The sequence below is a fragment of the Streptomyces sp. NPDC002809 genome, assembly GCF_040295435.1.
Classification (GTDB): Bacteria; Actinomycetota; Actinomycetes; order Streptomycetales; family Streptomycetaceae; genus Streptomyces.
In genome coordinates, this window is the sequence record NZ_JBEOVJ010000003.1 from 130,112 (window position 1) to 144,808 (window position 14,697).

18 protein-coding genes are annotated in these 14,697 nt (G+C 71.6%); 11 read left to right on the forward strand and 7 right to left on the reverse strand.

Annotation, left to right across the window (positions count from 1 at the left end; genetic code table 11):
• The first annotated feature begins 51 nt into the window (after window positions 1-51).
• Entirely contained in the window at window positions 52-1,248 is a 1,197-nt protein-coding gene (locus ABT025_RS03020; protein ID WP_350989160.1) for a hypothetical protein, read from the forward strand.
• Between the two features lie 105 nt (window positions 1,249-1,353).
• The gene (locus ABT025_RS03025; protein ID WP_350989162.1) at window positions 1,354-2,151 is read left to right on the forward strand and encodes a hypothetical protein; all 798 of its coding nucleotides are present in this window, start codon (window positions 1,354-1,356) and stop codon (window positions 2,149-2,151) included.
• 36 nt (window positions 2,152-2,187) lie between these two features.
• On the opposite strand, the gene ABT025_RS03030 is transcribed toward ABT025_RS03025, so the two are convergent.
• Window positions 2,188-2,712, reverse strand: a complete 525-nt coding sequence (locus ABT025_RS03030) for a hypothetical protein (RefSeq protein WP_350989164.1) — start codon at window positions 2,710-2,712, stop codon at window positions 2,188-2,190.
• A 50-nt stretch (window positions 2,713-2,762) separates the two neighbouring features.
• Window positions 2,763-4,385, reverse strand: a complete 1,623-nt coding sequence (locus ABT025_RS03035) for a polymorphic toxin-type HINT domain-containing protein (RefSeq protein ID WP_350989166.1) — start codon at window positions 4,383-4,385, stop codon at window positions 2,763-2,765.
• A gap of 364 nt (window positions 4,386-4,749) precedes the next feature.
• On the opposite strand from ABT025_RS03035, the gene ABT025_RS03040 reads away from it, so the two are divergent.
• Both ABT025_RS03040 and ABT025_RS03045 read left to right on the forward strand, forming a co-directional pair.
• Window positions 4,750-5,286, forward strand: coding sequence for a hypothetical protein (locus tag ABT025_RS03040; RefSeq protein WP_350989168.1), 537 nt, complete (start codon window positions 4,750-4,752; stop codon window positions 5,284-5,286).
• A 159-nt stretch (window positions 5,287-5,445) separates the two neighbouring features.
• Window positions 5,446-6,081 (forward strand): DUF7373 family lipoprotein, encoded by a 636-nt coding sequence (locus ABT025_RS03045; protein ID WP_350989170.1) that lies wholly within the window; start codon window positions 5,446-5,448, stop codon window positions 6,079-6,081.
• Between the two features lie 35 nt (window positions 6,082-6,116).
• Here ABT025_RS03045 and ABT025_RS03050 read toward each other — a convergent pair whose 3' ends face one another.
• On the reverse strand, window positions 6,117-6,710 hold the full coding sequence (locus ABT025_RS03050) for a hypothetical protein (RefSeq protein ID WP_350989172.1): 594 nt from the start codon (window positions 6,708-6,710) through the stop codon (window positions 6,117-6,119).
• Between the two features lie 438 nt (window positions 6,711-7,148).
• Between ABT025_RS03050 and ABT025_RS03055 the strand changes: the two genes are divergently transcribed.
• Window positions 7,149-7,652 carry a DinB family protein gene (locus tag ABT025_RS03055; protein ID WP_350989174.1) on the forward strand — a complete coding sequence of 168 codons (504 nt, stop codon included), beginning with the start codon at window positions 7,149-7,151 and terminating at the stop codon, window positions 7,650-7,652.
• Window positions 7,653-7,655: 3 nt separating this feature from the next.
• Here the strand turns inward: ABT025_RS03055 and ABT025_RS03060 are convergent, their stop codons facing one another.
• A complete protein-coding gene (locus tag ABT025_RS03060; protein ID WP_350989176.1) occupies window positions 7,656-8,600 on the reverse strand; it encodes a YihY/virulence factor BrkB family protein in 945 nt (314 codons plus the stop codon).
• A 368-nt stretch (window positions 8,601-8,968) separates the two neighbouring features.
• Here ABT025_RS03060 and ABT025_RS03065 point away from each other — a divergent pair, with 368 nt between their 5' ends.
• The 4 genes from ABT025_RS03065 (at window position 8,969) to ABT025_RS03080 (ending at window position 10,820) form a co-directional block, all read left to right on the forward strand.
• Window positions 8,969-9,121 carry an NIPSNAP family protein gene (locus tag ABT025_RS03065; RefSeq protein ID WP_350989178.1) on the forward strand — a complete coding sequence of 51 codons (153 nt, stop codon included), beginning with the start codon at window positions 8,969-8,971 and terminating at the stop codon, window positions 9,119-9,121.
• Window positions 9,122-9,307: 186 nt separating this feature from the next.
• Window positions 9,308-10,126: a hypothetical protein gene (locus tag ABT025_RS03070; protein WP_350989180.1), complete on the forward strand. Its 819-nt coding sequence runs from the start codon at window positions 9,308-9,310 to the stop codon at window positions 10,124-10,126.
• Window positions 10,123-10,527, forward strand: a complete 405-nt coding sequence (locus tag ABT025_RS03075) for a hypothetical protein (RefSeq protein ID WP_350989182.1) — start codon at window positions 10,123-10,125, stop codon at window positions 10,525-10,527. Before ABT025_RS03070 ends, ABT025_RS03075 begins: the two co-directional genes overlap by 4 nt.
• A complete protein-coding gene (locus ABT025_RS03080; RefSeq protein WP_350989184.1) occupies window positions 10,524-10,820 on the forward strand; it encodes a hypothetical protein in 297 nt (98 codons plus the stop codon). The genes ABT025_RS03075 and ABT025_RS03080 overlap by 4 nt, the downstream gene beginning before the upstream one ends.
• A 17-nt stretch (window positions 10,821-10,837) precedes the next feature.
• Here ABT025_RS03080 and ABT025_RS03085 read toward each other — a convergent pair whose 3' ends face one another.
• Entirely contained in the window at window positions 10,838-11,860 is a 1,023-nt protein-coding gene (locus tag ABT025_RS03085; RefSeq protein WP_350989186.1) for a glycoside hydrolase family 113 protein, read from the reverse strand.
• Between the two features lie 121 nt (window positions 11,861-11,981).
• Between ABT025_RS03085 and ABT025_RS03090 the strand changes: the two genes are divergently transcribed.
• On the forward strand, window positions 11,982-12,704 hold the full coding sequence (locus ABT025_RS03090; RefSeq protein ID WP_350989188.1) for a TetR/AcrR family transcriptional regulator: 723 nt from the start codon (window positions 11,982-11,984) through the stop codon (window positions 12,702-12,704).
• 44 nt (window positions 12,705-12,748) lie between these two features.
• Complete coding sequence (locus ABT025_RS03095) at window positions 12,749-13,405, forward strand: hypothetical protein (protein ID WP_350989190.1); 657 nt, start codon at window positions 12,749-12,751, stop codon at window positions 13,403-13,405.
• A 132-nt stretch (window positions 13,406-13,537) separates the two neighbouring features.
• Here ABT025_RS03095 and ABT025_RS03100 read toward each other — a convergent pair whose 3' ends face one another.
• Entirely contained in the window at window positions 13,538-13,807 is a 270-nt protein-coding gene (locus tag ABT025_RS03100) for a hypothetical protein (RefSeq protein ID WP_350989192.1), read from the reverse strand.
• A gap of 241 nt (window positions 13,808-14,048) precedes the next feature.
• On the reverse strand, window positions 14,049-14,489 hold the full coding sequence (locus tag ABT025_RS03105; RefSeq protein WP_350989194.1) for a hypothetical protein: 441 nt from the start codon (window positions 14,487-14,489) through the stop codon (window positions 14,049-14,051).
• Between the last annotated feature and the right edge of the window lie 208 nt (window positions 14,490-14,697).

Genomic DNA, 14,697 nt, shown 5'->3' on the forward strand with positions numbered 1-14,697 from the left:
ACCACGGAACCCCGCCCGCAGACGTGCGGGCCGGCAGAGATAATCGGCCGTATGCCCGCCGCACCCTCCTCCCAGGTCACCCCCGCCCGGCCGCACCCTGAGCACCGCCCGATCCGCGGACGGGCCGCCGCCGCCCTCGCCGTGGCCGCACCGGCGCTCGGCGCGTACGCCGCGGTGCGGGTCGTCGGGCTCCTCGTCTTCTGGGCCGCCGCGTCGGCCGCCGGGAAGGACGCGCTGCATCTGCTCGGTGAGCGGTGGGATTCCGTCTGGTACCAGCGGGTCGCCGAGAACGGTTACGGGTACACGGTCACGCTCCCGGACGTGGGCGTCCACTCCGACCTGGCCTTCTTCCCGCTGCTGCCCGCGCTGGAGCGCGGCATAGAGGAGGTGACCCCGCTCGGCCTCGCAGGCGCCGGGCTGCTGGTGGCCTGGACTGCCGGACTCCTCGCCGCCTGGGGGATCTTCGCCATCGGGGCGCGGCTGTACGGGCGCCGGGCCGGGGTGGTGCTGGCCACGCTGTGGGGGGTGTATCCGACGGCGTTCGTCCAGTCGATGGCGTACACCGAAACCCTGTTCACCGCGCTCGCCGCGTGGTCGCTGTACGCCGCGCTGACCCGGCGGTGGATCGTGGCGGGCGCCCTGTGCGTGCTCGCCGGGCTGACCCGCCCCTCCGCCGCCGCGCTGATCGCCGCCCTCGCGGTCACGGCAGCCGTCACCCTCGTTCGGGAGTACCGGGCCGGCGCCGCGGACGGCATCGTCCGCCGTAACGGCCGGATGCTGCTGGGGGTGGTCATCGCGCCGCTGGGCTGGCTCGCGTACGTGGTGTTCGTCGCGGTGCGGGAGGGCAGCCCGTTCGCCTACTTCGACGTCCAGGCGCAGTGGGGCAACAGCATCGACGGCGGAGCGGCCCTCGCCTCCTTCATCTTCGGCCTGCCGCTGCCCGGCATGCTCGGGCTGTGCGCGGCGCTGGCCGGCCTCGGCTGGCTGGTGTCGTTGTGCGTGCGGCAGCGCCAGCCGCTGCCCGTACTCGTCTACGGCGTCGCCGTCGTCGTCATCTCACTGATCGGCTCCGGGTACTTCGGTTCCCGGCCGCGGCTGATGATGCCCGCCTTCCCGCTCCTGCTGCCGCCCGCCGTCGCCCTGGCCCGGGTGCGCTCCACGGCCCGTACGGCGACCGTCGTCGCGGTGCTCGCCGTGGCGTCGGCGGCGTACGGGGCGTGGACGCTGCTCGGCTCCGGACCGCCGTGACCTGGGCCCGTGGGCCCAAGCATCCGGTGGGCTCCTGTTGTTACCGTGCCAAGTCCGTGCGGGAACAGCGTCGGCAGCAGCGGTTCGCCGGTCAGGAGCAGGTCAGTGACGAAGGCACGTACGGCAGCCATCGCGGCCACCGCAGCAGCGCTCTGCCTGGCGGCCGTCGCCTGCGGGCAGGACGGCGGGACGTCCGGGCGGGACGGCGGAAAGGCCGCGGGCACGACCGCTGAACCGGGCGGGAAGCCGGGCGGGAAGCCCGCCTCGGATCCTGCCGCCGGCGAATCCGCCGCCCCGTCCCCCACATCGACCCCCACCAGCACCGGCGAGGTCCTCGACAAGACCGGGCTGGCCGGGATCGCGCTCAAAACCGGCGAGGTGGCGGGCTACGAGGTCGCACCGCTGCAGGGCGGCGAGGAGACCGGCACGGAGCGCTCCGAGAACAAGGACTGCCAGCCGCTCGCCGCAGTGATCAACGGCGCCCCCGGGACCGGCCCTGCCGCCACTGTCTTCCGTACCGTCATGGACACGTCGGAGGAGGGCAAGGACGACCAGACCGTCGTCACCGAGATCCTCACTTCGCACGCCGGGGACGCCGCGCCGCAGCTCATGCGCAGTGTCCGGGACGCGGTCCGGGCCTGCGCGGGCGGCTTCCGTACGTCGAGCGAGGACGGCCCCTCCACATACAGCGAGGTCAAGCAGCTCCCGCTGCCTCCGGCGGGCCAGGAGAGCATCGCCTATCAGGTGACCGGGAGCATCGAGGGCGACAAGGTGCCGCTGGTCTTCCAGCTGGTGCGGACCGGGTCGACCGTCGTCACGTTCTACGTGGCCGACTTCCTCACGGCGAGGGCCCCGCAGCTCCCGGCCGGACTCGTCGCCGCTCAGGCCGCCAAGCTCCCCTGATCCCGGGAACCGCGTTCTCGTCCCCGTCGGGCCTTGTCAGGCCTTTTCGGACAGGTCCACCTCGGCGACGAGGGCTTCTCCCTCTGCGCCGTACAGCGTGAGCCACCGCTGTTCGTCCGACGCGTTGCCGATCCTGATGCCGAAGGTCCAGGTCGGGTCGAGGAACAGGGTGTGCCCGCCCTCGAAGTCGAGGGCCAGGCAGGTGCATGCGGTGTCGTCGGCACCGGGCACGCGGTAGACGCGCAGGCGGGTGCAGCGCAGCGTGTCCCGTCCGTCGCCGAAGAGCTGCTCGCCGTACGAGGCGACGATCACCTCGTCCTCGGCGTCGGCCAGCACGTCGATGCCGTCCCACTCGATGCCGGTCACCGACGCGGTGTCCAGCCGGTCGTACTGGCCGACGGACTCGAACCGCAGCAGTCCCTCGTCCAACCGGAGCCAGACGGCGAGGGGTTGCGGGCGGAACTCGGGGAACTCCCCGTCACGGTCCAGCAGTCCGGGAACGAGGACGTCGCGGACGGAGTGGTCGCGCAGTGCCGTCTCGGCCGTCGTCCAACCGCTCATGTCCGCTCCCCGCTCCCGCCCGGCCACCGGCCGGATGCCTGCCGTGCCGGCTACTTCACCGGCACCTTCTTGGTGATCTCGATGGCGGTGTCCATGCCCTCGCCGCTCTTGAGCGCGGTCCAGAAGTCGCCGTTCTCCTTGAGGACGATCGTCACGCCGTTGCCACGATAGATCAGCCCCTCGGGCTCGCCCTTCTTCAACGTGCCCTTGCCGACCAGCTTGAACGTGCCGTCCTTGACGGCCTTCGCGATGTCCTCCCGGAACCGCGGACCGTCCTCCTTGAGCTTCTTGTACTTGGTGCCGAGCGCGTCCTCGACCACCTTCTTGTGACGCAGGAAGTGGTCCTTGAACTTCTTGGGGTCCCCTTCGCCCACGCCGGGGTTGCGCGCCGCGTCGACCTCTTCCGGCGCCATGTCGCAGTCGTTGTTGTGGACGAGCACGTTCGCGGTGCCGATGCCGACGTAGTAGGTGTGGACGCCCTCGACCGTCAGGTCGTACGTCGTCTGCCGCCGGGTGAACCGCGTGACTCCGGTGACGGTCAGCGTGCCGCCGGTCTCGCTGCGCAGCGTGTCGCCGCGGCCGATGTCGCCCGCCTCCGTCCAGCGCCGTTCGCCGGGAACCCAGAACGGGTGGCTGTCGGTGGCGGTCAGACGGCCGGGTGCCCCGCCGGTCCGGACGGTCAGCCGGGTGAAGTGCTTGTCGTCGTAGGTGGTGATGGTCCGCTCGACCCGTCGGACTCCGGTCCCGCCGGTCACCGGATCGGTGGCGGTCACCAGGTCACCGGGGCGGACCGCCTCGATGGACAGGGTGCGGCCGTCGGCGAGGAGCACCGGGGTACCTGCCAGGAAGCTGTGCTTCGCGGGGCAGGTGGTCGGCTTCTTCTCGTCGGGTTTGTCGTCCTTCTTGGGCTTCTTGGTGCCGTCGAGCTTCTTTCCCGCGTCCTCCAACGCCTTTTCGGCGTCCTTGACCTTCTTTCGGCTCTTGATGAGCCCCTTGAGGCCGTCGTAGAGGTCGCCGCCGTGCTTCTTGAGGGCCTGGATGAGCTTGTAGGCCTTTTTCCACTTCCAGGGCGCCCCGTACTTCGCGGCGAGTTTCCCGACCGCGCCGCCGACGAGGCTGAGCAGGACGTTGATGAGGGTTTCGGTGCAGGCACCCATGTCGCCCTTGGTGATGCAGTCCAGGGCGTCGGTGATGCCGAGCTCGTCGGCGAGGATCTTCGCGAGTTCCTTCGCGGCCTCGATCGCCTTGTCGCTGTTGGACTTCTCGTCCTTCTGCGCGTCCTGGAGATCCTTCAGGGCCTTGTCGTACGCGGTCTGCTCGGGCGACTTCGGCGACCCGTCCTGGTTCTCGTCCGATGCAGGGTCCCCGTCACCCGGACGGTTCGCACCGTCCTGTGCCTCCCCGCCGTCGTCACCGCCGCAGTTCCCGCCGCCGGTGACCTTGCAGACCTCCACGCCCATCTTCTGCGCGAGATCCGCCCCGACCCCCGTGGCGATCAGGGCGCCGACGATCGCCACGACCACCAGGGTCAGCCCCACGTACTCCAGCGCGCCCTGCCCCCGGTCACGCCGCCCACGGGCCCCCGGCAACCGCACACCGGTGCGCGGCACGGCACGCCGCACCCCGCGCCGCACCCCGAGAAACCGTCGGCGCAACTCCCCCATGGATGCCATAGGCCGACCGTAACGACCCCTCCGGCCAGGCGTCTTGGGCCCGCGGGCCCAAATACCGCCCGCCCGCGAGCGCGCACGCACCCGGCGGGCATCCTGGGCCCGGCATTGGGGCTGCGGGCCCGGGTCAGGCGTCTTTTCCAGCCGTACGCTCACGCCACAGCCGGATTCGGCAGTACGGGCACAGACAGCGGGACGAGCGCCGGAGAGGGAGAAAACCGTGAACGGTGGAGACGGCCGGGGAACCGGAAGCGGGGGACGCCGGCCCCCGGAGCACGGTCGGGGCCGGGCGGGAGGCCGGACCGAAAGCCGGGCGGGGAGCCGGGCGGGGAGCCGGGCGGGAAGCGGACGCCGGTTCGGTGAGGGCGTGCTGTTCGCACTGGTCCGGTGCTGGGCCGCCGGTGCCGTCGTCCATGTCGTCTCCGGATACGTGATCTCCCGCGGGCTCGTCGACCTGCTGGCCACCGACGAGCGGCTGGACGTCTTCGCCTGGCGGCTGGGGCTGCAGCACGTACCCGCGGTCCTCACCACCGTGCTGACCGTGCTGGCCGCCGCCCGCACCCTCCCCGAGGACCGGCGCGGGTCCCGGCCCCTGTACCTGTCGGCCGCCCTGGTCGTCCCGCTGGCCGCCCTCGGCTACGGGTACGGCTACGGGCACAGTTACGCGGTGGAGTGGCAGGTCTCCGGCATCGAGGGGTTCCTGATGCCTGTGGTCATCCTGGCGACCGGAGCAGCGGTGGGTCTGTCCGTGGACCGTCTGATGGAGGACACCGACGCGGAGTCCTCGCAGGCGACGCCGGACTACTGGCGGGACGGCGGGGCCGGCGCCACGGCGTACATCGGGGGGATCAGCGTCACCGCCGGCGTCGTCGCGGTGCTGGCCGGCACCGGGGTCGGCGGTTAGGACCCTTCGGGCGCACGCGGGGAGCGGCACGCGTTCAACGCAGTGGCGTCGCGGCGTCGAAGTCCGCTTGACTGTGCTTCAAGTAGTCGCGATACACGGGGGGTTGCAGTGAGTGCAGTGGTGCGTGCGGTGGCTTTGTCCGCGGTTCTCGTGGCCGCCTTGACCGCATGCGGCGGCGAGAACTCGTCCGCCGCGGGAAGTGGGGGCAGCGGTCGGCAGGACGGCGACTCCCTCGAAGGGCATGAAGAGAAGGCCCCGGCCGTGCTGACAGCGGCGCAGCTGGATACGGCCATTTCCGGGGGCGAGGGCATCCCCGAGGACTGGGGCGGTCGCAGTTCCGATGTCTATGAGGGCCCGAAGGCCGTGACGGCCTGCAGGCTTGAGGCCGAGACGGGATGCGCGGGGCTGACGGCGATGGCGATGAGGCTGCTGGAGAACCAGACGCTGGAGGAGCTGCAGGCGAGCGACGACGGGCAGACCATGTACATCAAGGCCTACTCGTTCGACTCCGCGGAAAACGCGGCGGTCACGGTGAAGGCGATGGCAGCCGCCGAACACGAGGAATCCCCGGACGCCGAGCCTCTGAGGATCACGACGGCGGCGCCGTACACGGACGCACTCTCCGAAGAGCGCGGTGAGGACGACTACAGCGCCAAGGTCTTCCTGCGGACCGGATCGGTCGTCATCACTCTCTGGGGGACGGACCTGAAGAACACCGCCGACATGCAGCCGATCGCGAAGAGCCGGGTCGACCGGGTACTCAAGGTGGCCGCGGGCGAGAATCCCGACGCCTGAACCGCGCCCGGACCGAGTCCTCGCCGGCCCCGCCCCTACCGGTTGGGCACGTCGCTTCCGTACACGACCCAGGGCGACTGCTCGAAGGAGTTCACACCGGACAACTGCGGTTGCAGCGCCGCCACTTCCGGCCGCACCGCGAGCGTGTCCGGCCAGTGGTCGAAGTAGACCGTCCCCTTGTCGATGAACCCCCTCCAGTCGGTGGCGGCCGACGCGCCGTCCCGGTCGACCACGAAGCCGACACAGAGCACCGACGCCCTCCCGATCGCCTCCCGCACCGCGCGGACGACCGTCTCCCGCTCGTCCCCGCTCAGGCCCCCGAGGGCGAACTGCACCTCCACCGTGCCGTCGTCCGTCCGCCGGACCCGGGCGGGGATCTCGGCGCCGTTGCGCAGCCAGAGCAGGAAGTCGACCTGGTCCAGCCGTTGCAGACCGGTCAGGAGCACGAGTTGGTCCCTGGTCACCCATGACTGGGTGCACGTCTGCCGGGGCCCCGACCCGATCAGCGTGATGCGCCGGGTGGCCGGATGATCGGGCCGCACGCCCGCCGCCTCCAGGTCACCGAGTATCGACTCGGCGTCGGGGCGGCTCCAGCCCAGGTGGTACGAGTAGAAGAATCCGTCACTCATCGACACGTCACCTCATGAAGAAAGTCCGGGCACCCCGATCACCCGGGCACACGCCGGATGAGAGGTGGCCACCCTGCTGGTCGGGTAGAGCGTGAAGATCCCTGTGCACGCGAGCGCACCCGTCCGGCCGCCGGTCGGGCGGCATTGCCGGGGGCTCACGTCGGTCACCACGAGCGTAATGAGCACCGTCGGCCGGTGCGTGGGCCCACGGACCCACCGGCGGACCCCAATGGGCCGCGGGGCGCCGTGCCAGGAGCCCCGGTCCTTCGCGCGCATGCCGGCCGAGCGCGCGGCCGCGGCGGGGCTGCCACTGCGACGGGGGTACGACTGCGGCGCGGCTGGGCAGGGGGCGACTGCGGCACGGCTGGGCGGGGGCGACTGCGACGCGACTGTTAAGTGTTGGACAGGCTCATGTTGAACCGGCGATCGTGTACGGCGATGACACGCACCGATTCGCCTCCCGCATGGGACGAGCGCACCCAGCTGATCACCTTCCTCGACTACGCCCGCGCCACCGCCGTGGCCAAGTGCGAAGGCCTCTCGCAGGAGGACGCGGTCAGGGCCCCGCTCCCGGGCTCTCCCCTGATGACCCTCGCGGGCCTCGTCAACCACCTCCGGTGGGTCGAGTACTTCTGGTTCGAGGTCGCGTTCCTCGGCGGGGAGGACAAGGGCCCGTGGACGGACGAGGATCCCGACCGCGAGATGCGCATCGCCGTCGACATGCCGCTCGCCGTCGTGCTGGCGGAGTACGAGGAGCAGTGCGCCCGGTACCGCGAGCTCGTCGCGGCGCACGACCTGGACACCCCGGCCAAGCAGCCGCGCAGGGACGGACGCCACCCCGATCTGCGCTGGGTCCTGCTGCACCTCGTCGAGGAGACCGCCCGGCACAACGGCCACATCGACATCATCCGGGAGATCGTCGACGGCACCACGGGCGACTGAGCGCTACGGAACGCTGCGCCGCGCCCGGTCCAGCTCGACGTTGAACTGGGCGCCGGTCAGCAGCGCCAGGTTGGTGAACCACACCCAGATCAGGAACACCACCAGCCCGGCCAGTGACCCGTACAGCCTGCTGTAGGACCCGATGTACGTCGCGTACAGCGCGAATCCCGCCGAGGCCACCAGCCACAGCAGAGCCGCCAGCACCCCGCCCGGCAGCCCCTGCCGCGTACCGCGCGCGGATGCCGGTCCGGTCCGGAAGAGGACCATGATCAGGCAGGCGACCAGGCAGAGCAGCACCGGCCACTTGAGCACCGCCCACACCGCGTCCTCCAGATGCGCGAGCCCCATCCGGTGCCCGAGCCAGCGGGCCAGCGGACCGGAGAGCACGAGGGCGAACGCGCTGGTCATCAGGAGCAGCAGCAGCCCGACCGCGGAGGCCACGATGGTGTGGGCCTTGCGCAGGGCGGGCCGGGTGTCCGGCACACCGTGCATCGCGTGCAGCGCGCGCCGGAACACGGCCAGATAGCTGGACGCGGACCAGACCGCGCTGACGGTCCCGGTCGCGACCAGCAGCCACACCGCCGTGCGCTGCTGGGTGGCGGCCTCCAGGGGCTGGCGCAGTGCGGCACCGGACTCCGCCGGGGCGAAGGCCGTGATATCGGTGATCAGCGCGTGCGTGGCATGGGGGTTGGCCAGGCCGATGACGGACACCGTCACCAGGAGTGCGGGGAGCAGCGCGAGGATGGCGTAGTACGTGAGGGCCGCCGCCCAGTCCGACAGGTCGTCGTTCCACAGGGAGACGGGCGTCCGCCGCAGCGCGACGGGCCAGCTTCGTGGCGTCCCGGGGCGGCCGGGCCGGGAGTGCCCGGTTTCCGGACGGCTCGTCTCGGGGCAGCCGTCCGTGCGGGGCGGTGCCCCGGCGGCGGTGGCGCTGGTCTTGCTGAACACGGATGAGGCTCCGGGGATGTAGGAGGTTCGGCACGGTGGGATACCTCGCGCGCGAAGGCCGTGGGGACGCCGTGTACTGCCCATCCTCTTCTGCTCCCGTTCCCGCCCGGTACACCCGGTTCCTCCGGATGGCGGGCGCGGGTGGCGCCCGCCGACGGCTCGGCCGCTTCTCCGGTCGGCCCGCATGCCGGGTCGGCCGTCTCTCCGGCACCGGACGTCTCTCCGGTCGCGGACGTCTCTCCGGGCACAGGGCGCCTGTCCGCGGCACCCGACGTCACTCATATCACCGTTCGCGTCTCGGGTCACCGGGCGCGGGCTCCGGCCCCGTCCGTCCGTCCGTGAATGCCGGTCCCAACCGTCCCGCCCGCATGGTGATCGTGGAGGAGTGGACGGATGCCGCCGCACTGGCCGGGCACTTCACGACCGCGCACTTCGGCCATGTGGAACAGGTCCCGGACCTCGTACTCGCCGAGCCGATGACCATCCGGCGGCCGGCCGAAGCCACGGACGTCACGGGCTGAACGGGGCGTCGCGGACGGGCCGGGGCCGGGGCGTCGCAGGGGACGTCACGGGCCGGCCGGCCGTCGCAGGCGTCACGAGCCGCGCCGCCGGGGCACCCGGCCGCCCGGCCGTGTCCGGCGAGAACCCCTGCGGACCGGGAGCGCCGGATGCCGACCCCGATACCGGCCCGGCGGATACTGACCCCGATGGCTTCCGACCGCGCGACGCGCCTTCACCGACTCGCCCGTTCGCTCACCGAACGGTTCGGCCTCGACCGCCACCGCCATGGGGTGGTCGAGGCCGCATGGTGCGATTCCCTGGGCGCGTGGACGCTCGCGTGGACGGACGGGCCGACCGTCGCCGAGGTACGGGCGGCCTGTCCGGACTCCGGGCCGGAGACGGGCGACGGCCTTCGGTACGTGCGCACGCTCTCGGAGGAGGCCGTCGCGCTCGGCGTCGTACGCCTGACGGTCGGCGGCGACACGGGCAGTCGCCCATGCGTCGGTCCGGCGGACGTGGAGGCGCTGTTTCGCGACGAGCCGTTCCCTGTGCCGCACACGGAGCGGGAGCGCGACCTCGTGTACGCCATCGTCTACGAGATCCATGACGCCCACCGCCGCAACTCGGCCCGGCCCGAGGACATCTGCGGTTTGGTCAACCAGTACGGCCTCGCCGTGTTCCTGCGCCGGTACGAGGCCGGGCTGGCCCCCGCCGAAGTCCTGACCGCCCACTACGCGGCAACGCACGCGCATCCCGCGTGGCGTCACCGGCTGGCCCTTATGGACGCGGACGTACTGGTCCGGGCGGTACGTGCGGACCCGGGGGCGCCGGCGGAACTCGTCACCGCCGCCCTCGCCCTCCTGCCGGGCCTGCCCGCCGAGTTCGACGCGGCCGGGGAGGAGCTCCGGGCCCGTCTCCGGCGGGCCGCGCCTCCGGCGTGGTCCGCGGCGGCTGTCCCCGCGCCCGGCAGCTCTCCCGACGCACGGACGCCGTTGTCACACCCTCGTCGTACGCTCCCGTCATGAGCGTCTCCCTCTACTACAACGCGCACCGCGCGACCCCGCTGACCGAGACCGAGTCCGCCTCCGTGGAGCGCGTCGTCGCGGCACACATGGCGTCGTTCCCGTACGCCGACGAGGAAAGCCTGTACGTGTGGGACCCGCGTTCCTCCGAGCCGGAGGAGATCGTCGCCGGGTCCACCAAGATGCCGTTCGATCCCGGCCGTCTGATGCCCGTGATCGCCCATGTGCTGGATTCCGTGACGGAGTTGCGCCGGGCCCTGCCCGATGCGCGGTGGCGCGTGCACATGGACGATCTCGACGTTCCGTGGGACGAGGCCGAGGGGTACGCCCTGGCCGGGATGCGGGACCCGGACCTGATCGCGGAGCTCGCGGCGGCCTCCGGCGAGGACGGGGTGGCGGGATGAGCGACGCGAGCACGGGGACAGCCGCGGACGCCCCGCAGCCCACGCCCGAGCAGCAACGGCTCCTCGAGTTCGGCGAGGCGCTGTACGGCCACATCTCACCGGGCGCCGATCTCGGCCATGTGCTGCTGCCCGAGGACGACGCTGTGGCGGTCGTGCACCGGGTGCGGGGCGGCGGGACCATCCTCGTGGCGGCCGACCGGTCGGTGCTCTTCTCCGGCTCCGCGCGCGACCTCAGTGCTGCTCTGACCGACTTCCGGGCGGGGGTGCGCACACCCGTTGAGCGGTTCGCCTAGCGACGGCCGCCCGGCGCTCAGCGCTCTCCGTAGTGGCCGGCGACGGCGGCGAACGCGGCCTTGGGTTCCCATGAAAGGCCGGGGTACGTGGTTCCGTGCCGGTCCTCGAAGACCTTGACGATGCCGTAGCTCGCCCGGTCGAGGTCGTCGCGGGGGTCGCCGTCGGGACGGTGCACATGGTCGTACAGAGCGAAGGTGAAGACGAAGGCGCTGTCGATGCCTCCGGCCTCGAAGGCCTCCAGCAGTTCGCGCAGATAGGCGGCCTGTCCTGCCTCGTCGCGCTCGTACACCCCGTCCAGCCGGACGGGAGCACCTTCCTTGTCGTACTCGACGATCTCCAGGCCGCGCGCGCCCCGGTCGCCGGCTCCGAGGTAGCCGGCGGCGCCGAACTCGGTGACGGCCACCGGCTTGCCCTGCGCGACGAGGGCGTGCACGCCGTCGGCGAACGCGCCTGCGACCTCGGCCGACCGGTAGAGGTCGAGGGACATGATGTCGAAGGGCGTCCAGTCGACGCGTTCCAGCGGCACGGCCGCGTAGGTGACCCGGCCTCCGAAGCGCTCACGCACGAGCGCCGCGGCCCGGCCGAGGAACTCGTTGACGCGCGCGCCGACCTCACCGATGACCTCGCGCACCCGGTCCGGACTGCTCAGCAGCGCGACCCGCTCGTCCGTGCTGTCGCCGGGCAGGAATCCCTTGTTCATCAGGCTCAGTTCGGCACCGGTGACGAACACGACCTCGGCACCCCGCAGCCTGAGCCGCTCCGCGCGCTCGGCGCAGTCGGCGAACAGATCCAGCATCTCGTCCACGGTCAGCTCAAGGGGATAGGGCGAGAACCACACCTCAAGGCCGAGGTCGGCGGCGCAGGCGGCCGCGAACTCCACTCGGTCCGGGTCGCCGCCCATCACACGGACCGCGTTGCAGTTCAGGTCGTCCCGGATGACGCGCAGCTCCCGCCGTACCGTCTCGGGGTCGAAGTGCTTGCGGGAGGTCATCCCGCCCCGGACGAAGCCGGTGTCGTAACTGATGCCTTTGGCGCGCATGTGTCGCCTCCACTCCTGGCGGAAACATTTACGGTACGGACCGTACCTTAATTTCCGTCCGCCGGGGCATGCCAGGAGAATGGGAGGGTACGACCAGTACCGATCACGGAAGGGCGCCGACATGACGGGTGACGCGAGGGAGCGACCGGGCTCCGGGCAGACGCGGAGACGCGGAGCCGTCCTCGAGGAGGCGATCCTGCGCGCCGCGGCGGACGAGCTCACCGCATCGGGGTACGCCGGGCTGACCATGGACAAGGTCGCGGCCCGCGCTGGCACCAACAAGAACGCCCTCTACCGGCGTTGGCCCAACCGCCTCGCGCTCGGCATCGCCGCGTACCGGCAACTGGCCACGACCGTCCAGCCGCCCGACACCGGCACGCTGCGCGGCGACGTCCTGGAGCTGCTGCGCCGGGCGAACCGCAACTGGAGCTCCCCCTTCGGTGCGATCCTGCGCGAACTGCTCTCCGCCGCCGGCGGCACGACGGAGCTCCTGGCCCAACTCCAGGACCAGTCCGGCGACACCGCGGCCGCGCCCTGGCTCACGGTCATCGGCCGCGCGGTCGCACGCGGCGAGGCACCCCCCGAGGCGCTCCACCCCAGGGTCGCCACCGTGGCGATGGTCCTGCTGCGCAACGAGTTCGTCGTGCGCGGAGTCCCCACGGCACCCGACGACGTCCTCGTGGAGATCGTCGACGAGGTGTACCTGCCTCTGGTCCGGCACCGCGGCCCGGCGCCGGACGGAACCCGGAATCGGCCGCCCGACGCCACCGGCGCACCGGACCCGAAGGGCCTGCCGGGCAGCCCCGGAATATCGGCTCGGACCGGGCCGTGGGACAGCCCTTAGGGTGGGGCGGCAGGCAACGGGTCGGGGGGCATGTGGAACAGCGGGTGCGCATACACAAGGTCAGGCTGGGCGGCAACGAGATCCGGGTGATCCGGCCCGCCCCGCCCCCGGCCCGGCTGGCGCTGCGCGACGAGGGCCATTGGCTGTCGCTGCACGCCGACCGCAAGGGCTCCGAACAACTCGTCGCCCTGTGGTCCCTGGCCGCCCGGTCCGCCCGGTCACTGGTTCACCTGCCGATCCGGGCCAACGCGGCCCCGGACGGAGTCGCGAGCGACGGCGTTCCGGCCCCGCTGGACCTGGTGCTGCTTCATCACAGCCTCCAGTTCCCGACGGGATCATGGAAGGAGGTACGGGCACGGCTCGGCCCCGGCACACCGCAGGTCGCGGCAACTCCGGACGACGACTTCCCCGACGAGAGCGCCGTCGACCATCAGCAACGACAACACCCCGCGCACCGGGACCACCTCCGTTTCGACATCGCCGCGCGCACCCTTTTCGTCGTGGGCAGCGCCACCGCGTTCCGCGAACACGGCACGGCCCTGCGTGAACTCGTCGAGGAGGCCCCCTCGCACTCGCACCGCCGCCCGAAGGCCGGTCACTGCTGCGCCGAGCTCAGGGCCGGCCCGTGGACGCAGCCGTGGACGCGCCGGAACGTGCCGGCCCTCCTGCACGTCCAGTACTGCGCCGACTGGCGAGTCTGACGACGGAAAGCCCCTTCCCCGCGAGCCCGGCCCGGCCGCCGGGAGGACCGGTCCGTGCGGCCGCCTCCGCAGTTCGGTGACCGGAGGTCACCCAGGCGCAGCCTCGGCACCGCAGCAGGTCGCGGTGGCCGGTCAGGCCCAAGGCATGAGCACCGGCTCCTGCGAGCCCATCACCGCGAACGCGCGTCGCGGATCCACGTTCATCGCTCCGGCCCACCCGTTGTAGAAGGCCGTCCCCGCTTCCGCGCTCCTGCCCGAGCGGACCTCGTACGAGGCGATCGCCCAGTCGCTGGAGCAGACCAGGACGAACTCCTGCGCGGTGGTGCTCCGAAGCACGGCGGCTGCCGCGGTGGACCAGTGCCGGTGGCTGTCACCGAGATTCTCGCGGACGAAGGATTCCATGTCCCTGTGCGACGTACGGCACCTCTTGAAGACCCGGTCAGTGAACTGACCGCGCACGTGCTGCGAGTTGAAAGGGGTCGACACCCACATCCAGCTCCACCCCGGGCCGGAATGCCCGAACTCCGACTCGGGGTAGTCGTGATCGGAGATCACACGTGCCTCGAAACCACGCCTCGGCGCATCCAGCTTGAGCAAGATTCCCCCTCGGATTCAGCCTGCCCGGAACCTCGGCCGAATCAGCCTACGATCGCCCTGCCGGCCGTACAAGAACGGGAACCGGCCCATGCCCAAGGGGCAGCACGCCGGGAATGCCACCCCTCTGCGTAACCGGCACCCTTGTCCGGCCGAGGCGCAGCGATACGTAGAGCTCGCGGCCGGGGCTCATCCGCGCGGTGACCGAGACGAGTTCGGTGACCGCGTGCGTCACCGGCCAGACGTACGGGGCGAGCCCGTGCGCCTCCAGGGCGGCGGCGGTCGCCGTACGGGCGATGCGGGCGCTGCGGATGTCACCGGGGAGGGTGAAGCTCAGGGCGAGCCCGGGGGCGGGTTGCGCTGGGCGGCCTTTCGGGCGGAGGCAGGGCTGAGGCGGGTGGGGCTGTGCGGAGTGCGCGTACGCGTCCGGGAAGGCCATCCACGTCTCGGCGACGGCCGGGCAGAGTGCGGCGAGTGGAGATGAGTGCATGGCTGACTCCCCGTTACGGGTGGCGAGTTGGCGGTGTCTCTCTTCCTCGTGGGTGCGCACGGATGGCTCTCGCGTTTCGGACGACGAACAGTGGCCTGTCTCCCTGACACGGACCCGCCCCTCCCAGGGAAGGAGGTTGCGGGCAGGGCCGTGCGATGCACTTCTTGCTCGGCGTTGCGTGAGCGGTGCGTTACTGAATGTAGTGTAC